This window comes from Paenibacillus sp. KN14-4R (genome assembly GCF_052180255.1).
Classification (GTDB): Bacteria; Bacillota; Bacilli; order Paenibacillales; family NBRC-103111; genus Paenibacillus_AM.
Genome location: NZ_CP197466.1, coordinates 3,972,870 through 3,994,063, shown reverse-complemented (window position 1 = coordinate 3,994,063; position 21,194 = coordinate 3,972,870). Strand labels below are relative to the sequence as shown.

Genomic DNA, 21,194 nt, shown 5'->3' with positions numbered 1-21,194 from the left:
GAATGAGGAGGCCGATTTTGTTGAAGTTATTAAAAATGGTTGGCACTACGGCAATTGCATCAACGTTATTGTTTACTTCTGTATCAGGGGTACTCGCAGCATCACCCTCTGCGCCTATTAACACCGTACAGATAACGAATACTTCGTCAGCGAAAGTTTCTTCTAATGACGATTCCAACATAAAGACGAAGATTTCTAAAGAAGAGGCAATCGCTATCGCGAAGAAAGTCATTGAAATCCCGGAAGGTTATACCCTGGAGTCCGTCAATCTAAATGAAGGATGGAATGGCTCATATGAGCGCAGTGTATGGCATGTGAACTACAGCAAACGGGTAGGCTCGAGGTATTTTGGAAGTGTCAATTATTCCGTTGACGCTAACACGGGCCGTGTACTGAATTTGGGGCAATATGAGAATGATCCAGACCGTAAGCCAACTTTCCCTCCTAAGGTTGACTTCAAAGCGGGAAAAGAGATTGCTGCTAAATGGATTGCGAAAATGAATGCAAAAGAGCAGAGTCAATTACAATACAATGCACAATCCGACGACGACCAACGTTCACCGCTTAATGGCGATGCACATTACGGTTATACGTTTGTTCGTACCATTAATGGGGTAAAGTTCCCACAGGATTTCGTTCAAATTTCGGTCAATGGTGATGGTCAAGTCGTCAATTACTCATTCAACTGGAACGATAAAGCGAAGTTTGAGAATAAAGGCACATTAATTTCCGTTGAAGCAGCTAAAAAAGCGTTCAGAGACAAGATGACGCCGGAGTTGTTCTATCAGATTCCTTTTCAAGCACAAGTGAAGAAACCCTACATTGGTTACAACATTAATCCCGTTATACTAGATGCGAATACGGGTGAAGTGTGGAATAACGGATCGGTTAACATTCCTGAACCCAATAAAAAGCCGATTACAGATAAGCCGCTAGGGGACAAACCTGCAGGTAAACTGAGCCTAAGCAAGGAAGAAGCGGCAGCGAAAATAAAGGCTGCTTTCAAAATGCCGGATGGTATGGTGCTGCAAAATGGGTCTTACAATGAGAACTTGAATGATCAAACCGGTGAAATGGTGGGCAGCTGGAATTTAAGTTGGGGTGTGCCTGTCGATAAATCCGATAAAATTCGTTTTCCAGGCGGTAATGGGATTTGGGCGCAAATCAATGCAAAGACAGGCGAGATCATCAATTACAATCTCAATGTGCAAAGTTATGACCCAGTAACTGGAAAACCATTGCCTTATGATACGAAAGTGACGATTGAGGAAGCGAAGAGTAAAGCCATTGATTTGGTCAAAAAACAAGTCCCTTATTACACCCATGAATTGATCCTTTCCACGCTAAATGAAGAAATCGTAACGATTCAATCGGAAGGTTCCCCTAAACCTGTGACAGATCAGCGTATGTATGAGCTAGATTTCAAACATGTGAGCGATGGTGTGAATGTTGGTCACAATAACGTACATGTGTCCATTGATAAGGAAACTGGCGATATCGTAAATTACTACAACAACATGAACATGACGAATTTCCCTAATAAGAAGCCGACGGTGATTTCGGTAGACAAAGCAAAGGATATCTTGTTCTCCCAATATGATGTAGAACTTGTGTATGTACAACCTTGGGAAAATATCCCTGGCATGCCTTATGAAAAGTATAAAATGATGTTGGCTGCTGGTGAGAGGATGCCAGTTAATCAGAAATCAGAGGCTAAAGAAGCAAAGCTTGTGTACCAGCTTACGAATAAATACCAACGTGAATCTTATTACCTGGATGCCGTCAATGGAACTTGGAAGAATAGCTCTACAGGTGAACTCGTGACACTAGAGAAAGTAAAAGTAACCGATATTGAGAGTCATTGGGCAAAAAATGCGCTCCAGCTCATGCTTGATTATCAAGCACTCGACGTAAAGGATGGCAAAGTAAATCCGGATGCTTCCATTACGAAGGGCGAGATGGTGAAGATGCTAGTTACAGCGATGAACGGTGGTAATATGTACTTCGGTTCAGAGATGATGACTCGTCAGGCATCCTTCAAAGACGTCTCCAATGGTAACCGCTACTTTGCTTATGTTGAAACTGCATTGGACCGTCGTCTCATCGATAAAGATGAAAATTTCAACCCCGATCAGAAGATGACTCGTGAAGAAATGGCGCAGCTCATTACGCGAGGTCTTGGACTTAAGAAGCTGTCTCAGTATGAATCGATGTTTAACAAAGACTTTACAGATCGTGCCGAAGTCAAGGCACCTGGTGGGGCTGCGATCATTGTAGGTCTTGGAATAATGACGCTTAATGACAATAAATTCAATCCACATGATGAGGTATCTCGTGCACAAGCAGCAAGCGCATTCTATCGATTCCTCCAGACACGCCCGATTATCCAAGATAACATCATGTACTAGTGCATTAGAATAATAGATTCATCTTAAATAAAGGGAGTGTTACCAATTACTGGTTAGCACTCCCTTCATTGTGTAGAAATAATAAGTTTTTTTTAAGATTATCGATTAAAGCGCTTCCTACTGACCGTTGGTTATACTATAATGTGTTTGTATAGAGGAAATGTTTTGTGAGCTACATAATTTTAACACTATTGTGAAATCATAGTGGTAGCGTGCAAAACATCCATATCATTTTTGGAGGTCGAAGTTCATGAAAAAGTTTTTTAATGTATCCGTTTTATTAGTGCTTGTCTTTTCATTAGCACTTATGGGTTGTGGCGGAAAGACTGCTGCTCCAAGCACAGAGAAACCGGCAGCAACTGAAGCGCCGAAAAGCGACAACAAAGGAAAAGATTTCAAAGTTGGTATGGTGACTGACGTTGGTGGGGTTAACGATAAGTCCTTTAACCAAAGCGCATGGGAAGCTCTTCAATTAGTTCAAAAAGAAACTGGCGCTTCCGCTAAATATTTGGAAAGTAAATCCGAAGCTGATTTTGCGACAAACATGAATCAATTCGTAAAAGGTAGCTACAACTTAACTTGGGGTATTGGCATGTTGCTTGATAAAGCTGTTGAAGCTGCAGCTAAACAAGATCCTAATGCTAAACTTGCAATTGTTGATAATGTTGTAAACTTACCAAACGTACAGTCTGTTAACTTTGCTGAGCAAGAAGGATCTTTCTTGGTTGGTGTAGTTGCTGCTAAAACAACTAAAACTAAAAAAGTTGGTTTCGTTGGCGGTATGAAAATTCCAGTTATCTCCCGTTTCCACGCTGGTTTCGTAGCTGGTGTTAAAGCAGTTGACCCTAGCGTTGAAGTTCTTGTTAACTATGCGGGTGACTTCGGTAAGCCGGACGTAGGTAAAGCAGCAGCAGCAAGTATGTACAACAGCGGTGCTGATATTATCTTCCACGCAGCTGGTGGTACAGGTAACGGCGTATTTAACGAAGCTAAAGACCGTTTGAAAGCTGGTAAAAAAGTATGGGTTATCGGTGTAGATAAAGACCAATCCATCGAATTCGGTGCTGATGTAACTCTTACATCCATGATTAAGCGCGTAGACGAAGCTGTACACAAAATTACAAAAGATACAATGGATGGTAAATTCCAAGGCGGTACGAATACAGTTCTAGGCTTGAAAGACAAAGGCGTAGGCATTTCTGAGACTTCCAGAAAAACTCTTCCTGCTGATGTTGTTAAATTAGTAGATGAGTATGCAGCTAAAATTGTTAGCGGCGAAATTAAAGTACCAACTGAAGTGAAGTAATTCATCTCGAAATCTGGTAAGATAATAGAGTACATGGAGAAAGGGCTAGTTTAACATGAACTAGCCCTTTCTTCGGTTCATGATGTAGAATTTATTTGCATTACTCGTAAATTCTAAGTATCAACCTAAGAGTTCAAGTAAATGTATGGCAGGTGAAAAAAATGAGTGTTGAAAACCCAGTAGTTGAGTTAGTAGGCATTACGAAGCGTTTTCCAGGGATTGTGGCCAATGATTCGATTTCTCTAAAGTTACGTAAAGGGGAAATTCATGCCCTACTTGGAGAAAATGGTGCAGGAAAGTCGACGCTCATGAATGTTGTGTTCGGGCTGTATCAGCCAGATGAAGGACACATCGAGATGGATGGCAAGAAGGTTCTCATTGACTCTCCGAATAAAGCAATTGAGCTTGGAATCGGAATGGTGCACCAACACTTTAAGCTCGTTCAACCGTTTACGGTAACGGAGAATATTGTGCTTGGGATGGAACCGAAGAAAGGTATCAAAATCGATTATCGTACGGCAGCTGAGAAAGTTCGTAAACTCTCTGAGCAGTATGGCCTTGATATCGATCCGCATGCAAAGATTGAAGATATTTCTGTTGGAATGCAACAACGTGTTGAAATTGTGAAAACGCTGTATCGAGGTGCGGACGTCTTAATTTTTGATGAGCCGACAGCAGTACTGACTCCTCAAGAGATCATAAAATTGATGGAAATTATGAAGCAGCTGGTGAGTGAAGGAAAGTCCATCATCTTAATTACACACAAACTGAAAGAAATTATGACAATCGCAGATACGGTGACCATTATTCGCCGTGGTAAGGTGATTGATTCCGTTAAGAAATTAGAGACAAACCCGCAAGAGCTGGCTGAGAAAATGGTTGGTCGTCATGTATCGTTCCGTACTGAGAAAAAACCGCCATCACCGAAGCATACGGTGCTGCAGGTCCATGATCTATCCTATAAAAATCATCAAGGTGTTAATGTCCTAAATGGCTTATCGTTTGAGGTAAAAGCAGGAGAAATTTTGGGTATTGCAGGGGTAGATGGCAATGGCCAAAGTCAATTGATTGAAGCTTTAACTGGACTTCGCAAAGTAAATAGTGGTGAAATATCGCTAAACGGTAAAAATATTACAAACCGCACACCGCGTCATATCTCGGAATCGGGTATTTCTCATATTCCTGAGGATCGACACAAGCACGGGCTTGTTCTTGACTTCACCGTAAGTGAGAACATGGTGCTTGATACGTACTTCTACCCGCAGTTTACTAAGAACGGCATGTTGGATTACAAGGCCATCGATAAGAATGCGGAGAAGCTTGTAAAGCAATATGATGTACGTACACCGAGTATATACAACGAAGCTCGTTCTCTGTCTGGGGGAAATCAGCAGAAGGCGATTATTGCACGTGAGATTGAACGTAACCCTGATCTAGTCATAGCAGCCCAGCCTACACGTGGTCTGGATGTGGGTGCGATTGAATTTGTGCATAAACAACTTATTGAGCAGCGTGACCAGGGTAAAGCCGTATTGTTAATTTCATTTGAATTGGATGAAATTTTGAATGTATCGGACCGAATTGCTGTTATTTACGAAGGTAAAATCGTAGGTGAAGTGCTGCCGCAAGAAACGACAGATCAAGAATTAGGCTTAATGATGGCGGGCAGCCGCCGCAGCGAAGGAGGGGAAACAGTTGGATCGACTGATTAGATTTATTGCGAAAGATTCCCTGGTTATTCCTTTAGTTGCCATCGTAATGGGGCTCTTAACGGGTGCAGTTGTTATGCTAATTGGCGGATATAACCCAATTACTGCTTATGGAGCGCTATTCTCGCGTGTATTCGGGAATATGTATGACTTTGGTGAAACATTGCGTCAAATTGCACCTTTAATCCTCACTGGGTTATCGGTTGCGTTCGCATTTCGGACAGGACTATTCAACATTGGTGCTGAAGGTCAATTCATCTTGGGTATGACTGGTGCTACGTTTATTGGTATTAAATTTGGTTTGCCATGGTACGTCCATGCACCACTTGCAATTCTTGTTGGTGCGCTTCTTGGAGGTTTGTGGGGAGCTCTAGTGGGTTGGTTAAAAGCGAAGCGTGGCGTGAATGAGGTTATTAGCTCCATCATGTTAAACTGGGTTGCGCTATATTTAGCTAACTATATCGTAGGTCGTTTCTTGCTTGAGCCGGGACAACAGCGTTCCAGCGATATTCAAGCAACGGCTAGCATTCGCATTGACTGGTTATCGGAGATGTTCGGTAACGCTCGTATTCACTGGGGGATCTTTATCGCGCTGCTAGCTGCACTTGTATTCTATATTATTTTATGGAAAACAAAGCAAGGGTATGAACTTCGTGCGGTAGGTTTAAACCGCAATGCGGCTGAGTATGCGGGTATGAACGTAAACCGTAACGTCATCAAAGCCATGTTTATCGCAGGTATTTTTGCCGGTCTTGCAGGAACGTTCGAGACGCTTGGTGTATTCCAATCCCAATCGATCTCTGCCGCATTCCCTGGCTATGGCTTAGATGGTATTGCCGTTTCTCTTCTTGGCGCGAATAACCCAATTGGTGTTATTTTAGCCGCGGTATTGTTCGGTGCTTTAAGTTACGGTTCGGCAGGTATGCACTTTGCTGCAGATGTGCCGCCAGAAATTATTCGTGTTGTTATTGGTGCGGTTATTTTCTTCGTAGCTGCACAAGGTATTGTAAAGTGGGTTGTTGCACCAATTTATTTCAAGCGCAAAAAAGATGAGAGGGTGGTATAGATGCAAGTGCTTGATCTGCTAGGTCAGACGATCAATACGACACTCGTGTTCTCCACTGCTTTGATTCTTGCTGCGTTAGGTGGTATTTTTTCAGAGCGTTCTGGTGTCGTTAATATTGGACTTGAAGGTTTAATGGTGGCAGGGGCATTTGGTTCTGCTATTGCTACACTTTATGCTGAACATAGTGGTCTGGGTATGATGTCCCCTTATATTGGACTCATCGCAGCTATTGTGCTTGGTGTGGCTTTCTCTTGGATACATGCTGTTGCGTCCATTCGGTTTAAAGCCAATCAGGTTGTCAGCGGTGTCGTTATTAACTTCCTTGCTGTCGGTGTTACACTTTACTTGGTAAAACTTCTATTTAATGGTGCTGGTCAAACAGATACGATTGAGCATGTTTTCAGTAAACTGTACATCCCAGGACTATCGGATATTCCGTTTATCGGTCAAGTATTCTTTAATGCTTATCCGACAACTTACTTAGCTGTCATTCTTGTGGCAGTTACGTTCTACGTGCTATACAAAACGCCATTTGGTCTACGTCTTCGTGCAGTCGGAGAACATCCGAGTGCTGCCGATACAGTAGGTGTTAAGGTACTTCGCATGCGTTATATCGGCGTATTGCTCTCAGGTGCTCTTGCTGGATTAGGTGGCGCGACAATTACGCTGACAACAACAAGTGCGTTCTCGCACAATACGATTTCAGGCCAAGGTTTTATCGCGCTTGCCGCGTTAATCTTTGGTAAATGGCATCCAATTGGTGCATTCGGTGCTGCCTGCTTCTTCGGCTTCTCACAAGCGATTAAAGACCTTGTGCAGAACTACGGATTATCTGAAAGCATTCCGGCTGAATTGATCTACATGCTGCCGTATATTCTTACGATCTTGGTACTTGCTGGAGCAGTAGGACGCGCGAATGCGCCGTCTGCACTCGGGGAACCTTATGATCCAGGTAAACGTTAGGCATTCAGCTATGCAGTAAATAATTGAACCTCTGTTTTTCGCTTCGGCGAGGACAGAGGTTTTTGTTTTAGTGCAAAAATATTTTAAATAATAAAATAATAGAATTGACGCATGAAGCAGACTCATGGATAATAATAAAAACCTCACTATTTAGGGGAATCATGGAAAAAATGTTAGTCCATGAAGGCCTATGAAGTCAGGTGGTATAAAATCATGGGAGGTTGTTTGATTTGGCTTTTTGTGCAAAATGTGGTCAAAAATTAGCAGAAGGGGAGGTTCACGTATGTAATGAAGTAGCGGCGTCGGCATCACATACTGGACCGGCTGCTTCGACACAGGCCAATCCGATTATGGAAGATCTGACACGTGCGGTTAAGCAGATTGATGGGAATGTGGTTCTCACACTTTTGAAAAATCCACAACAGGGGCTGAAGCTCCAGCCATCCAAAGATTTGATGTATGGATTGCTAGGGATAGCAGCTTCCTTAATCGGATTCTTGATCTGGGCATTCATCATGCAAAATAAAATCGAGGAGTTTTTCGGAAAAACTTTTGGTAATCTCATGATGTTAATGGGTGGTGGTAGGGCACCATCATTTGGTAGTGGAATCGCTTGGAAGTTGTTCTTAATGGGTCTGCTTTCTATTATTGCTTTCTTGGGTGCGATCTACATAATCGGAAATTGGATTGGAAGTAAGAAGCTAAGTGTGACAGAAGTTGTTGTACGGCTAGGCGGGATGCAGCTGACAACGGGTGCAGGGTTCGTAGTCGTCGGCCTCTTTACCCTGATCAATGTGAGTATCGGAATGTCTCTAATGTTGATCTTGTTATTGTCCACTCTACTGTGGACTGTCATGGGTGCGAATCAAATGTATGAAATTTCAGAAGATCGTAGAATTTCTTTTATTACGTTAACGATTGCTTTGTATGGAATTGTGCTCAGTCTTTTGATGAAAATCTTGATGTAAGAGAAGTTACAAACCTTTTCCGCTAGATGGGAAAAGGTTTTTTTATTGACGATACTCAGTTGGTGATTGATTATACATACGTCTGAATTGTTTGGAGAAGTAAAGGCCATCACGAAAACCAACGGAAAATGCAATCTGCTCAACCGTTAATTGCTTACGCTCTCGAAGTAACCGGCGTGCATGATCGAGTCGCAAGTGAAGTAGGAAAGTGACGGGGGTTACACCTGTCTGCTCTTTAAATAGGCGGGAGAGATAGGCGCGGTTATAACCAAGCCCTTCTGCCATCGTCTCGATGGTAATCTCTTCTGCATACTGGGTGGATAAGTATCGAAGTGCCTGACGGACGACGTCTGTACCAGGAGGCGGGGCTGGTTGCTCAGCAGCCTGCTCGCTTGAAAGCAATGTACCATACGAAGCAAGAATAAGATGTAAGCTGCTAGCGGCTTCCAAAGGAGCAAAAGGATTTCTTTCTCGGAATACCGTGAATATGCGTTTAAATAAGACAGCTATGCGATTATAATTATTTCCTTTACGTGAGACGGGATGCTCGGGTGTGAGCCCAACTGCATGCAAAATATCGCTAAAGTTCGAGCTGCGAAAGGCGATCCATCGATAATGCCAGGGCTCGCTTGGATCTGCAGAATACGTGACAAGCTGATCCGGTTCAATGAGGAAGCTGTCACCTGCTTGTAAGCTATAGGTATGTCCTGCGCATGTATAGGTTCCTTTACCGGATAAGACAACATGCAGCAAGTAGTAATCAATCAGCTTAGGCCCGAGTGTATGACCAGGTTTCGTCTGACTCTCACCAGCAAATAAAACGATAGGATCGACAGACAAATCTGGATTGGGGTTTGAAGCGACCACATAGGTATAAGCGGGTAGGGGTAGAGACATGAGGGAATACACCTCCAAATAAAGAATAGCACCCATTAATAGTATAGCTTCCAAGGTCACATTTTTCCATGTGAAGATAACAAGATTCCATTGGGGATTAGGAATGAAAGCGATATACTGAGATTAAGAAATAATAGTGAAATGATGGGGATTTAAGAGGAGGCGTTGGTAGGTGGATGTGAAATTGATCGAGCAGCTGAAAGAACGTTTTATCGAAATACATGGGGGAAATCCTGTAGATATTGCGGTATACCATGCACCTGGGCGCGTCAATTTAATCGGGGAACATATTGATTATAACGGTGGTTATGTATTTCCAGCAGCACTGACAATTGGAACTGCGCTGCTCGTGAGACGACGTTCCGATGATAAGCTGCATATGGCGTCAATGGGTTTTTCATTAACTGTACAAAAATCCTTATTCGATCTCAGCTACCAAGCGGAAGATGATTGGAGTAACTTCCCAAAAGGGGTTATTTCCATTTTACATGCGGAGCAAGCACTTCTGTCCGGTTTTGATATGCTCTTCTATGGGAACATTCCAAACGGAGCAGGGCTCTCCTCTTCAGCATCCATCGAGGTCGTTACGGCTTTTGCAATCTTAGATCAAGAAGGACGCGAAATCAATCGTACGAACATTGCACGGCTCGCTCAGCGCGCGGAAAATGAATATATCGGTGTCAAATGCGGGATCATGGATCAATTTGCAATTGCGCAGGGCAAGAAAGATCATGCGGTACTGCTGCGCTGTAACGATTTGCATTATGAGCAGGTACCTTTTGAAAGTGGTTCCTATCAGCTAGTAATCGGTAATACGAATAAACGCAGAGAGCTTGCACATTCCGCTTACAATGAGCGAAGAAGTCAGTGTGAAGCAGCCGTTCAGATCTTACGTACAGTGGTGCCGGGTCTTGAAAATTTGAAGTGGCTTGCAGACTTGAATGAAGCGCAATTTAGTGAAATTGCAGGTGAACTTAAGGATGAAGTCATGCAGCGGAGAGCACGCCACGTTGTGGAAGAGAATGCACGTGTGCTGCGGTCGGTTGATCTGCTTCGCCAAGGGAATTTAGTGGAGTTCGGCAAGATGATGGTGCTGTCGCATGAATCATTGCGAGAACTATATGAGGTATCCTGCCGTGAACTTGATGTGATGGTGGAGGCAGCCCTGCAAATTCCTGGAGTGCTCGGTGCGCGCATGACGGGTGCAGGTTTTGGTGGCTGTACAGTAGCGCTAGTGCATGAAGATCAGGTTGATGAATTTATTCATGTTGTAGGGGATACGTACTTACGTGAGACAGGTCTAACGGGTGAGTTCTATGTGAGTAAAATCGGTGATGGTGTGCGTCGCGTGGAGTAGTAGTGAGTTTGGTAAGTCGGAATCGGCTAGGCTAAATCGGAGGAGGACAATATCATGGCGATTATGGTAACAGGTGGAGCGGGATATATTGGATCACATACGGTGGCAGAGCTGCTATCTCGTGGTGAAGAAGTGGTTGTTGTTGATAACTTGCAGCAGGGGCATAGCGAGTCACTTCTGGGTGGAAAGCTTGAGGTTGGCGATATTCGTGATCATGCATTCATGGATCGCGTGTTTTCGGAAAATAAAATTGAGGCAGTCATTCACTTTGCGGCGAACTCCTTGGTTGGAGAAAGCATGCAAATGCCTGGTAAATACTATGACAACAACGTATCGGGCATGAACGGCTTGCTTGAGCAAATGAATAAGCATGGTGTGAAATACATTGTATTTTCGTCTACTGCAGCTACGTACGGTGAGCCAGAACGCGTGCCAATTGAAGAAGGCGACCGCACGGATCCAACAAGTGTGTATGGGGAAACAAAGCTTGTGATGGAGCGGATGATGCGTTGGTTCGATGCCGCACATGGGATTAAGTATGTGGCTCTGCGTTACTTTAATGCGGCAGGTGCGCATGAGAGTGGGAAGATCGGGGAGGACCACACCCCAGAATCGCATCTTATTCCACTGATCTTACAAGTGGCGCTAGGGCAGCGTGAGCAAATTGCGGTGTTCGGTGAAGAATATGAGACACCGGATGGTACGTGCGTCCGGGACTACATCCATGTCAGTGATCTTGCAGACGCACATGTTCGTGCGCTTGATCGGCTTCGAGGCGGTGGGAATAGCACCGTCTACAATCTTGGCAGCGGACGCGGATTCTCCGTCCGTGAAGTAATTGATGTGGCCCGCGAGGTAACGGGCCATGCGATTCCGGCGGCGATTCAGGGCCGCCGAGCTGGCGATCCAGCCGTGCTGGTCGCCTCAGCCAACCGAGCGCAAGCGGAGCTCGGTTGGGTCCCGCAACGCCCAGAGCTGCGGGACATTGTGGCCAGCGCCTGGCGCTGGCACCAGGGCCATCCCCGAGGATACCGGGGATGAAAGGGGGCTATGCGATGAACGATGTCATCGCTAATCAAGACATCGCGCCGAATGCTGCTGCAAGAGCCCTGGAGGGGCTCTTGCAGTACGCCCTGCGCGCAGGGATGATTGAGCCGCTGGATATTTGCGCGGCTCGTAACGCTTTGCTCGTCGAGCTGCGCCTCGCAGCACCTTATGATCCTGCTTTGGATGCGCAGGACCAGGATCACTCCAGTGACGTAAGTACTACGTCCCCTAACGCACTTCTTGCCGTGCTCATGGACTACGCCTACCAAGTAGGCATTTTGCCAGATCATACAACGACGTATCGAGATTTGCTGGATGCAAAGCTGATGGGACTACTCATGCCGCGTCCTTCTGAAGCAGCTGCGAAGTTTCAGGAAATTCGTAGGACACAAGGGATTGAAGCAGCAACGGAATACTGGTATCGCTTGTCCATCGATTCGTGCTACATACGGATGGATCGGATCGAGAAGAATAGGATTTGGCCAGCCTACACGGAATATGGGGAACTGGAAATTACAATTAACTTATCAAAACCAGAAAAAGATCCAAAAGAAATTGCGCTCCTTGCCAACGTTGGGCAGAATTCTTACCCGAGCTGTTTATTATGTGTGGATAACGTGGGCTATGCGGGCAGATTAGATCATCCAGCAAGGCAAAATCTGCGTATTTTGCCGCTTTCTTTATCAGGTGAGGAATGGTTTTTTCAATACTCGCCTTATATGTACTACAACGAGCATAGCATTGTACTAAGCGGTCAGCATGTACCGATGCGAATTACACCGCAGACATTTAGACGCTTGCTCGATTTTACAGATGAGATACCGCATTATTTTATCGGCTCTAATGCCGATTTGCCAATCGTCGGCGGGTCGATTTTATCACATGATCATTATCAATGCGGCAGACACCTTTTCCCTCTGCAACAATCACCCATCGAGCAATTTTACGCACATTCAAGCTTCCCAGGTGTGCATGGCGGAATCGTACGCTGGCCGATGTCGGTTGTCCGGTTAGCAAGTTCCGATAAAGAGCAGCTTTTGCAGGCAGTTGAGCATGTGTTAAGCGAGTGGCGAGCTTACAGCGATGAAGCAGCAGGCGTACTCGCATACAGTGGAGATGTGCCGCATAACACGATTACTCCGATTTCGAGAAAAAACGAAGATGGGGAATACGAAATGGATTTGGTTCTGCGTAATAATCGTACGAGCGAAGAATATCCCGAGGGCATTTACCATCCACATCGTAACTTGCACCATATCAAGAAAGAAAATATTGGGCTAATCGAAGTGATGGGACTTGCCGTGTTACCGCCGCGCCTTAACACCGAGCTTGCGGCAATTGCGAAGCTGCTAACGGAACCTGCTGTAGCAGCCGGTGATTTACCAAGTTCAATCATACCGCATGCTGCGTGGATTGATGAGCTCCATGAATTGCATGGAAGGGTCGTTTCCCTTGAACAAGCCGATCAAATCTTGAAGCAGTCTGTCGGGGAGAAATTTTTGCAAGTGCTGCATGACGCAGGTGTTTATAAACGTGATGAAGCCGGACAACAAGCGTTCGATCGTTTCTTACAATCATCAGGTTATACACGAATAACAACACACCAATAACAGTCGACAAGTAAGCAAAAAGAGTGCAAGCTGTGGGTATCCACATCTTGCACTCTTTCTTTTAAGAGCGTGTTCAACTTTCTGATCAGACTTTTGAACATACTCTATGGCTTCATGCTCAATTCGCTCTTGCTCATGTAACGTTCTGTTAAAATCATGAGCAGATTGACGCCGACTTCATTTTTAACCCCTTCAGGGATAATGACGTCCGCATATTTTTTAGACGGTTCGATAAAAGCATCATGCATCGGTTTCACGGAAGACATGTACTGGTTGCAAATCGACTGTAACGAACGCCCACGCTCATTCATATCACGTACTACACGTCGCAAAATGCGAATATCGGCATCTGTGTCCACGAATACTTTGACATCAAGTGCGCTGCGTACATCTTCATCGGTTAGCACATGCAAACCTTCAACGATCACAATCGATTTAGGTTCAATGCGAATCGTCTGACTTGACCGCTCATGTTTGACAAAGTCATAGACAGGTATATCTACACCGCGTCCTAGCTTGAGTTCGTTTAAATGTGTGAGCAGCAATTTATTATCATGTGCGTTGGGGTGATCGTAATTAAGTGCTTCTCGTTCCTCGAAAGGAAGATTTGCATAGTTCACGTAATAATTATCTTGGGAGATAATGACTGCCCGGTCTTCACCGAGTCTTTCTATGATTGAGCGAGCAACTGATGTTTTCCCCGACCCTGTTCCGCCTGCAATACCAATAATTAACATAAACCTACAATCTCTCCTGTCCTAAGCTCTACTAGGTATTTTAACAAAAATCGCGAAGATTTAAAAATAAAAAGATTACCTGTCGACGAAATGTAGAGTAGAACAGGATTTGATCATTTTTTAAACGGAAATTAATTCGTTCTCAATCAAATAATCACGTATGTCTTTAATGGAGCAAGGAATAGGCCACCCATCTTCTGTAAGTCGTTGTTCCGCCCAAAAAATAACAAGTTGTTTAATTTCTCTTGTGATTTCATCCCGTGGAGCGAGATAGTAGCAATCGGATAATATTTCTTCCATATCAATTTCAAGGGTGGCTTCAAGCTTGATTTTCATAAAATTAACATCCACCTCCCTTTGATAAGAAGTCTTGGATCAACAATGTCCACTTTTTTACCCTTCGCTTGAGCAATTGCCTCTGCTGTATCGTATGCACGTGATAGATCACTAGCGACAATGACGTCCCAATCTTCTTTAACAAGTCGTGCGGTTAATGCTGACGTTTGTTGTCGTCCTTGCTCATTCCTGATACCAAAATTTAAAAAAAGGCGGATAGGTAAGCCCATCCTGCCTTTTTCGAGTCAGTTTGATTATGTTCTGATTACTCGTCCTCGGATTCTTGCTCTGAAGGTGTTTTTTTAATCGCATGCTTATCTTCTGCAAGGTCCAAGGTGTCATTAACGAAAGCCATATCTTGATTTTTAACTTGCATGTTCGTTGTGCCGACGTAGTCGTCTTCGAGATCTTTCTTTTTCATAGATGCACGTCCTTTCCATGGGAGCTGGGTATAGCTTGTGCTTGGGAATGATGAAATATGCCTACATCACCCATATGGACGTAACAATTGACATACTATCCACATGGTTATGACAAACTAAGGGCATTAAGATTTGGATGAAAAAGGAGTCGCTATAGATGCTGCAAAAATTGCGCTGCCTTATCGCTGTCATACTTGTATGTATGGGAATTAGCTCCAATGCTAGGTTTGCGAATGCGAGTACGGGGCCAATGGAATTTCGTGATGATACGCCGGCAGGAGATCGAGTTGCAAATTTAACATTCTGGCTGATTAGCGATCTACATGTAACGAGTCCAATCGCGGTAGACAAATGCACGCAGGCACTGCGAGATCTACAAGTAGCAGCACCCGATGCGAAAGCTCTTGTCGTAAATGGGGATCTTGGCGACGGTCATCCGAGCAATTATGCCAGCTTCAATAAGATCATGCAGACTGTACCGCATCCGTCGCAAGTGATGTATACAATCGGTAATCATGAATTTTATCAGGCATGGTATAACCGAAGAGGGGATTGGAGCAGATGGACGTTTCCCAATGAGGAGACGGACCAGATGTCGATTGCGCGGTTTTTACAGTTCACAGGCGAGAAGCGTGTCTATCAGGATCGATGGATACAAGGGTATCATTTTATTATGCTGGGTTCGGAGAAGTATCGTTCTACGGATGAGTCGAATTTGGAAGATGCGTACTTATCATCGGAGCAGCTAAAGTGGTTGGAGGAGAAGCTAAAAGAAAAGGAGTCAAAGCGAACTCCGATGAATCAGGTTCATCCGATTTTTGTGTTTCTGCATCAGCCTTTGCCTGATTCGGTAGCGGGCAGCGGTTCGACCACTTATAATCGAGGGGTTGTGCAGTATAAGCAGTTAAGAGCGATATTGGAGCGATACCCCAATGTCATTTTATTTTCGGGTCATACGCATTCGGAATTGGGTGAGATTGGGACGATTGTTCGTAAACGATTTACGATGGTTAATTCCTCATCCGTATGGGAACCGCTAACGAAAGATAATCTGTCCCAATCAGCAAAGGGTCAAGCAAGTGAAGGGCTGGTCGTGCAAGTATATGGTGATCATGTACGAGTAAGAGGCAGGGATTTTCAGCATGGAAGATGGCTGCGGAGTGTGGATGAAAAGGTGTTTTCGGATAACAAGAAAAGAATGAAGCAATGAAGTGATAATATATTGCCTGCTGCAAAAATCCCTCTCCTATAGAACCTATTGGAAGAGGGATTTTTTGTAAAATATTTTGTTACAGCCACTCCGTTCGTAGAGTGAACAATTCGCGCAGCTCGCCTTCGGACATCTCGGTGATCCAGCTTTCGCCTTTGCCGACAATACCTTCAGCAAGTCCGAGCTTGCCTTCCATCAGTTCGTTCACACGTTCTTCCAGCGTACCGATTGTAATGAATTTGTGCACCTGCACATTGCGAGTTTGACCGATTCGATAGGCACGGTCTGTCGCTTGATTCTCAACGGCTGGATTCCACCAACGGTCAAAATGGAACACATGGTTCGCAGCCGTTAGGTTAAGCCCGATTCCACCTGCTTTGAGGGAGAGAATGAAGATGTTGTTCTGCTCCGTTTCAGGCAGGGATGTGTTTTGAAAATGAGCGATCATCGTATCGCGCTGCGTTTTCGGCGTAGCTCCATTCAGGAAGATGACATTCTCGCCAATTTCTTGTTGTAGAATGCGCTGCAGCAGATACCCTGTCTCGACAAATTGAGTAAAGATCAGGCACTTATCTCCTTCTTGGCGCAGTTCCTGAACCATCTCGGTCAGACGCTCGACTTTATTGGAACGATGCTCCCATACGGCATTTGGTCCTTCTTTCAGTAAGAGAGCAGGGTGATTGCACAGCTGTTTCAGCTTTGTTAAGGCCGTTAAAATGTGACCGCGACGTTCCATTGTCGACATTTTGTCAATGCGCGCGAACATATCTTGAATGTAATTTTCGTACAAGGAACTTTGCTCGGCTGTAAGGGAGACGAATACTTTCGTCTCGTTCTTCTCAGGCAGATCCAGCTGAATCGCGGGATCATTCTTCACTCGACGCAGAAGGAATGGGCGTACGAGCTTTTGTACCGATGCGAGCGCCTCTGGATCACGAGCAGATTCGATCGGTGACACGTACCGATGTGTAAAGTCTCGTAAGGAACCTAAGTAGCCTGGATTAATAAATTCAAATATCGACCACAGCTCGGCAAGGCGATTCTCAACAGGCGTTCCTGTCATTGCTATACGGTGGAAACCGGATAGACGACGAATTGCGGCTGATTGTTTGGTGTAAGCATTTTTGATGTTTTGCGCTTCGTCCAGACAGATGGAATCCCAATGGATCATGTTTAATTCTTCTTCATCAATGTGTGACAAGTTGTAGGAAGTCAATACGAGATCCACATTATCGTGAATCGCTTCTGCGAATGCTTCCCCTTTCAAACGATGCGGTCCATAATGCAGGTGAACTCGTAGTGTAGGGGCGAAGCGTTTGAGTTCCATCTGCCAGTTACCGAGCACGGAAGTCGGACAAATGAGTAGAGATGGGCCCAAAGCGGGCTCCTCTTTGTGTGCAGATTGAGCTGCTTCTGCATGGGCTTTGATAGACAATAGGTAGGTGATCCATTGGATCGTTTTACCCAGACCCATATCATCAGCTAGGCACCCGCCCAGTCCAAATTGACGCAAGAATAGCAGCCATGAAGCGCCCTGTCGTTGATAGTGTCTGAGATCGCCTTTGAATGCCTCAGGAGTTGCGACTTCAGGGATATGCTTCGTATGGATAAGCTTATCGATCATTTGCTCCAGATGATCGTTCAATTCGACTTCCATGTCGAAGCGAGCGCGATCAGCTTCAAGCTCGGACTCTTCATCGACAAAGGCATCCGAGCGATTGTTCCCGCCTGTTCCAAGCAAGTGGAGGGCGAGTGCATCCCGCAAGGAAAGCCCTTTACTCTGTTGGAGTTTACGAATTGCGGCGTTAATTTCACTTAAAGCTTTTGGATCAAGCTGTATCCATTGACCGCGAATTTGAACTAAGCTGCGTTTTTCACTCAGCAATTGGGCGAATTCTTCTTCGGTTAGCTCCAAATCACCGATCGCAAGCTTCCAGTCGAACTGCATAAGTTGAGAAATGCCGAACAGCGATTGGCGCTGACGGGAGTTTGCTGGATTCATCTCGGAGCGCAGCTTTGCGCGTAGTCGCGGCCGCAGTCTACGGACGCGGTCCCACCATGTCGGCAGGAATACGGTGTAACCTGCCGCAATCAGCTTGGCGCTTCCTTCCGATAGGAAGCGCCAAGCCCCATCGTGCCCGAGCGCGATGGGCAGATGCGCCGACCCGTCATGGTCGGCGGTGGAGAGCCACGGCAATAGGCGCAGCCATTTGCCGGTATCCCGCTGGACCCGCTCCATGTGCGGGGTCCAATGCTCGGGCAGCGGGGCCTCCCCAGGGAGGAGTGCCCCGCTGCCGTCCACGGCGCGGATGATGCCGCCATCCGCGCGATCTTGAAGCAGCACGCGAAGCTGCCAGTCGTGCCTGCCTTCAGGCTCTACGAGCTGAATGCAGGTACGAAATGCGGTGGCATCGTGCTGCCAACCGATTGCGACGAGCCAATCGTCCTCGTCGAGCCATAGATCATGCGGCACCTCACCTTGCCGCATGCGTGGGAACGCCTGCTCGAGTTGATGCAGGCGTTCTGCACCGCCGTTGACCGCAACCCATGCGGGCACAACGGCATCCATCCAGCGCTGGGCATCTTCATTAACAAGTGCTTGCGCTTCAACCGGCAGATCCAGCTTCCAGCCGACTTCGCCTTTGCGCCAGTGCTCATAGCTTGGCAAGAAGCGTTCGCCTGTGAGTGCTGATCGGATGGCAGGGGAAAGCTGCCTAATGGCATTTGCGCTCCCCCCCCATTTTAGACGCACATGCTCGGCACAGCTGGGAGCAGCAAAGTATTCAAGCGCTTCTAAAGGATCAAGCTCAATTCCTTCGATTTGTCGCAGTTCTTTTTCTTCAATTAGCGTTCCATAGAAAGAAGGCTCGTGCCAAGCAAATAGCATATGCTTGAGGTCCAATGCCTCCCAAGCACCGCCGCGATCTCGCAAACCCCATAGGAATAAGGAGCCATTAGGCAGTGCAGCGGCATGAACCGTTAGCGCTGATGTATCGATCATAGCTTCCACGGTCCTTTCATGAGTTCATCTTGGAACGCGCGAAGACGCGCAAATTTGTTTTGCAGCGCTTCAAGGTAGAAGTGCCAAGCGCCTATTTTTCCTAGCTTTGCATAATACTCATTTAGCTTCTTTAGCATGGTTAGCGCTGTTTTATAGGAAGAGCGGTTCTTCTCCAAAATGAGCCGTTCAATGGCTTGGTGATACAGAGGGAGCAGCAGCTTGCAGTCTGCTTCCTCTACGGTTCGTAATTCAACGTTATATAAATTGAGCGGGGATACTCGAGTTGCTAATTGCAAATCGACCCACTTGCGATATCGTTTCGTTTGCAGCAAGTATGCGGTGTAGTAATAATAAGAACGCGGGAGGAGTGTCTCCATAGCCTGAACCCATTCTTGATCCGAATTGAGGTGCTTGGCTGCATCTGTCCAGAACTGGCACAAGGAGCGAAAGTCCTCTTGGTTAACAGTATGCATGACAGGTAACAGGAAGTGGAGCCATTCTTGCAGCCCTGCCCAGTCCCCTTGCTCTCGAGTACGGCGTAGATAGATGTAATAGTCACTAGGAACGCAGGTGTGAACGAGTTTTAAACGATCAAACGCTGCATGAATTCGATGTTCCATCACGTCAAAATGTGCCCGAGCGATAGTGAGTACATCTTTTTGACGTGCATTCCCATTATCCTTCTCATATTTGCTGAGTAGCTGCTCCAGTCGCACTTTCTCCGCATCAATTAAATTGATTTCACCTGCAAGGTTCCACCATACTAAGCGGTAAATTTGAAGCCAATCCACGGGTGTTGATTTACCAGATAGCGCATAATCACTTAAAAGCAGCATCGTTTCCCGCCATGCACCTTCATCAATACGCTGCACGGTGCCGATGTCTTCTTGCATCATGTCCAATAGTCGCTGTTCACAAGCAGTAACTGCGGCTTGACTGCTCGTTTCGTGATAAGAAGATAAATAGGCAGACTTGGTAGCCTCATAAAAGCTTTCGATTCTACGAAGGGCAAACAAGGCGATATTTACAGCGTAAAGCCGTCTACGCTCAGGTTTACTCCAACCACTCGCCATCGGAAGGAGTGTATCCCACACGGCTGCAGCGAACATCTCGAACGTATATTGATGGGAAATGACAAACCCATTAAATCGCCCTTCAAAATAACGCTGCCACTTCGCTCCGCTATCGTTCATCTCAGGAAGTGATTGCGCCTCTTTCTTCTCATCCAATCGGAGTTTGGCTGTGCGCTGAGCCGATTTTTTGGCAATATACTTTTTTAATTCTTGCAAAATCATTTCAGGACGACCTTGCGTTGCATAAATCGCAAATATCGTGGCAGCCATATGTATACAAGGTTTTGGATCTGTGCAGGCGCATTTGCTGCGATTAAATTCATCGAGATGAATGCGTACATTAAGGGGCTTTTTTACTCGCACGGAAGCAGACACCTGATTATCGTCTATGAGATCGATGGAAAGAACTTTACCTGTATGAAATAAAGTCCAGGCTTGCTCGACATCGTCCCACTCGTGATAGTGCTTCAGTTGCTTCAATAAATATTGGATGCGATTTTTCGGAATGTGCAGTTTCAACATGAAGCGCTCCTCCGATAGATAGGAATGTTAGAAAGCTATCTCTTTATAGTACCAAATTTTATGAAGATTTGCCCCTATTCTCTGATAAAAAGACAGTCTTTTTTCGTTGATATCGAATTATTCCTTTGTCTAATCAGACGGAGAAACCATTTCGCCTTGTTCACTCTATAGTTTTACCGGATTACTGACTCTAATTCATTTACGTGGGCACATATGTTACACTCGAAGTAAAAAGTTTGGAGAGGAACGTGTCGTACAATGGGTGTCAAATTCGGTAGAGAATATAACGATATACAGCAAGAGCTTATAGCAGCGATTTCGACAATCGAAGATGTGCATGCCTTTTTTGAGATGGAGGCAGGCGATTGGACGGCTCTTTGTGAGGAGGAGCAGCTTGAGTGTATCGGGACACTAACGGATGATTTGTTCTATGCATTAGGGTCAGAGCCTGTCTGTCAGGTGGGTTCAGGGACTGTGCGTTATGATCATGAACGACATGTTATTATCGTACGTTCCACAAGCGGGCTGGCGACGGTTATTTCCTTGATATAGCCATAATCTA

Annotated in this window: 18 protein-coding genes; 11 read left to right on the top strand and 7 right to left on the bottom strand. The window is 45.5% G+C overall.

Annotated elements, in window-relative coordinates:
- Positions 1-20: 20 nt before the first annotated feature.
- The 6 genes from ACSBOP_RS19690 to ACSBOP_RS19665 all read left to right on the top strand — a co-directional run bounded on the left by ACSBOP_RS19690 (position 21) and on the right by ACSBOP_RS19665 (position 8,420).
- A complete protein-coding gene (locus tag ACSBOP_RS19690; protein ID WP_442602177.1) occupies positions 21-2,408 on the top strand; it encodes a YcdB/YcdC domain-containing protein in 2,388 nt (795 codons plus the stop codon).
- A 250-nt stretch (positions 2,409-2,658) separates the two neighbouring features.
- Positions 2,659-3,714: a BMP family lipoprotein gene (locus tag ACSBOP_RS19685; protein ID WP_442602176.1), complete on the top strand. Its 1,056-nt coding sequence runs from the start codon at positions 2,659-2,661 to the stop codon at positions 3,712-3,714.
- A gap of 161 nt (positions 3,715-3,875) precedes the next feature.
- Entirely contained in the window at positions 3,876-5,426 is a 1,551-nt protein-coding gene (locus tag ACSBOP_RS19680) for an ABC transporter ATP-binding protein (RefSeq protein ID WP_442602175.1), read from the top strand.
- A 46-nt stretch (positions 5,427-5,472) separates the two neighbouring features.
- A complete protein-coding gene (locus ACSBOP_RS19675) occupies positions 5,473-6,489 on the top strand; it encodes an ABC transporter permease (protein ID WP_442604537.1) in 1,017 nt (338 codons plus the stop codon).
- The gene (locus ACSBOP_RS19670; RefSeq protein ID WP_442602174.1) at positions 6,490-7,452 is read left to right on the top strand and encodes an ABC transporter permease; all 963 of its coding nucleotides are present in this window, start codon (positions 6,490-6,492) and stop codon (positions 7,450-7,452) included. It begins immediately after the preceding gene.
- A gap of 230 nt (positions 7,453-7,682) precedes the next feature.
- Positions 7,683-8,420, top strand: a complete 738-nt coding sequence (locus ACSBOP_RS19665; RefSeq protein WP_442602173.1) for a hypothetical protein — start codon at positions 7,683-7,685, stop codon at positions 8,418-8,420.
- A gap of 42 nt (positions 8,421-8,462) precedes the next feature.
- Here ACSBOP_RS19665 and ACSBOP_RS19660 read toward each other — a convergent pair whose 3' ends face one another.
- A complete protein-coding gene (locus ACSBOP_RS19660) occupies positions 8,463-9,317 on the bottom strand; it encodes an AraC family ligand binding domain-containing protein (RefSeq protein ID WP_442602172.1) in 855 nt (284 codons plus the stop codon).
- Positions 9,318-9,495: 178 nt separating this feature from the next.
- Here ACSBOP_RS19660 and ACSBOP_RS19655 point away from each other — a divergent pair, with 178 nt between their 5' ends.
- Genes ACSBOP_RS19655 through ACSBOP_RS19645 form a run of 3 tightly spaced genes read left to right on the top strand, consistent with a single transcriptional unit; the run spans position 9,496 to position 13,331 of the window.
- Positions 9,496-10,674: a galactokinase gene (locus ACSBOP_RS19655; protein ID WP_442604536.1), complete on the top strand. Its 1,179-nt coding sequence runs from the start codon at positions 9,496-9,498 to the stop codon at positions 10,672-10,674.
- 54 nt (positions 10,675-10,728) lie between these two features.
- A complete protein-coding gene (gene galE / locus ACSBOP_RS19650) occupies positions 10,729-11,715 on the top strand; it encodes a UDP-glucose 4-epimerase GalE (RefSeq protein ID WP_442602171.1) in 987 nt (328 codons plus the stop codon).
- Between the two features lie 14 nt (positions 11,716-11,729).
- On the top strand, positions 11,730-13,331 hold the full coding sequence (locus ACSBOP_RS19645) for a UDP-glucose--hexose-1-phosphate uridylyltransferase (protein WP_442602170.1): 1,602 nt from the start codon (positions 11,730-11,732) through the stop codon (positions 13,329-13,331).
- Positions 13,332-13,435: 104 nt separating this feature from the next.
- Here ACSBOP_RS19645 and udk read toward each other — a convergent pair whose 3' ends face one another.
- The 4 genes from udk to ACSBOP_RS19625 all read right to left on the bottom strand — a co-directional run bounded on the left by udk (position 13,436) and on the right by ACSBOP_RS19625 (position 14,825).
- Positions 13,436-14,068, bottom strand: a complete 633-nt coding sequence (udk, locus tag ACSBOP_RS19640) for a uridine kinase (protein ID WP_442602169.1) — start codon at positions 14,066-14,068, stop codon at positions 13,436-13,438.
- A 120-nt stretch (positions 14,069-14,188) separates the two neighbouring features.
- Positions 14,189-14,404: a hypothetical protein gene (locus ACSBOP_RS19635; RefSeq protein ID WP_442602168.1), complete on the bottom strand. Its 216-nt coding sequence runs from the start codon at positions 14,402-14,404 to the stop codon at positions 14,189-14,191.
- Positions 14,401-14,634, bottom strand: a complete 234-nt coding sequence (locus ACSBOP_RS19630; protein ID WP_442602167.1) for a histidine phosphatase family protein — start codon at positions 14,632-14,634, stop codon at positions 14,401-14,403. The genes ACSBOP_RS19635 and ACSBOP_RS19630 overlap by 4 nt, the downstream gene beginning before the upstream one ends.
- 35 nt (positions 14,635-14,669) lie before the next feature.
- Positions 14,670-14,825 carry a hypothetical protein gene (locus ACSBOP_RS19625; protein WP_442602166.1) on the bottom strand — a complete coding sequence of 52 codons (156 nt, stop codon included), beginning with the start codon at positions 14,823-14,825 and terminating at the stop codon, positions 14,670-14,672.
- Between the two features lie 158 nt (positions 14,826-14,983).
- Between ACSBOP_RS19625 and ACSBOP_RS19620 the strand changes: the two genes are divergently transcribed.
- Complete coding sequence (locus tag ACSBOP_RS19620) at positions 14,984-16,036, top strand: metallophosphoesterase family protein (RefSeq protein WP_442602165.1); 1,053 nt, start codon at positions 14,984-14,986, stop codon at positions 16,034-16,036.
- Between the two features lie 79 nt (positions 16,037-16,115).
- Here ACSBOP_RS19620 and ACSBOP_RS19615 read toward each other — a convergent pair whose 3' ends face one another.
- Positions 16,116-19,037: a DEAD/DEAH box helicase gene (locus ACSBOP_RS19615; RefSeq protein ID WP_442602164.1), complete on the bottom strand. Its 2,922-nt coding sequence runs from the start codon at positions 19,035-19,037 to the stop codon at positions 16,116-16,118.
- Positions 19,034-20,632: an SWIM zinc finger family protein gene (locus ACSBOP_RS19610; RefSeq protein ID WP_442602163.1), complete on the bottom strand. Its 1,599-nt coding sequence runs from the start codon at positions 20,630-20,632 to the stop codon at positions 19,034-19,036. The genes ACSBOP_RS19615 and ACSBOP_RS19610 overlap by 4 nt, the downstream gene beginning before the upstream one ends.
- Before the next feature lie 258 nt (positions 20,633-20,890).
- Between ACSBOP_RS19610 and ACSBOP_RS19605 the strand changes: the two genes are divergently transcribed.
- Positions 20,891-21,184, top strand: coding sequence for a hypothetical protein (locus ACSBOP_RS19605; protein WP_442602162.1), 294 nt, complete (start codon positions 20,891-20,893; stop codon positions 21,182-21,184).
- Positions 21,185-21,194: the final 10 nt, after the last annotated feature.

Excerpts from the sequence above, each read along its gene's own strand:
- galE (WP_442602171.1), top strand. The coding sequence starts at position 10,729 with ATGGCGATTATGGTAACAGGTGGAGCGGGATATATTGGATCACATACG.
- ACSBOP_RS19660 (WP_442602172.1), bottom strand. The coding sequence starts at position 9,317 with ATGTCTCTACCCCTACCCGCTTATACCTATGTGGTCGCTTCAAACCCC.
- ACSBOP_RS19635 (WP_442602168.1), bottom strand. The coding sequence starts at position 14,404 with ATGAAAATCAAGCTTGAAGCCACCCTTGAAATTGATATGGAAGAAATA.
- ACSBOP_RS19670 (WP_442602174.1), top strand. The coding sequence starts at position 6,490 with ATGCAAGTGCTTGATCTGCTAGGTCAGACGATCAATACGACACTCGTG.
- ACSBOP_RS19615 (WP_442602164.1), bottom strand. The coding sequence starts at position 19,037 with ATGATCGATACATCAGCGCTAACGGTTCATGCCGCTGCACTGCCTAAT.
- ACSBOP_RS19605 (WP_442602162.1), top strand. The coding sequence starts at position 20,891 with ATGGGTGTCAAATTCGGTAGAGAATATAACGATATACAGCAAGAGCTT.
- ACSBOP_RS19645 (WP_442602170.1), top strand. The coding sequence starts at position 11,730 with ATGAACGATGTCATCGCTAATCAAGACATCGCGCCGAATGCTGCTGCA.
- ACSBOP_RS19685 (WP_442602176.1), top strand. The coding sequence starts at position 2,659 with ATGAAAAAGTTTTTTAATGTATCCGTTTTATTAGTGCTTGTCTTTTCA.
- ACSBOP_RS19675 (WP_442604537.1), top strand. The coding sequence starts at position 5,473 with ATGGGGCTCTTAACGGGTGCAGTTGTTATGCTAATTGGCGGATATAAC.
- ACSBOP_RS19610 (WP_442602163.1), bottom strand. The coding sequence starts at position 20,632 with ATGTTGAAACTGCACATTCCGAAAAATCGCATCCAATATTTATTGAAG.
- udk (WP_442602169.1), bottom strand. The coding sequence starts at position 14,068 with ATGTTAATTATTGGTATTGCAGGCGGAACAGGGTCGGGGAAAACATCA.
- ACSBOP_RS19680 (WP_442602175.1), top strand. The coding sequence starts at position 3,876 with ATGAGTGTTGAAAACCCAGTAGTTGAGTTAGTAGGCATTACGAAGCGT.
- ACSBOP_RS19630 (WP_442602167.1), bottom strand. The coding sequence starts at position 14,634 with ATGGGCTTACCTATCCGCCTTTTTTTAAATTTTGGTATCAGGAATGAG.
- ACSBOP_RS19625 (WP_442602166.1), bottom strand. The coding sequence starts at position 14,825 with ATGAAAAAGAAAGATCTCGAAGACGACTACGTCGGCACAACGAACATG.
- ACSBOP_RS19620 (WP_442602165.1), top strand. The coding sequence starts at position 14,984 with ATGCTGCAAAAATTGCGCTGCCTTATCGCTGTCATACTTGTATGTATG.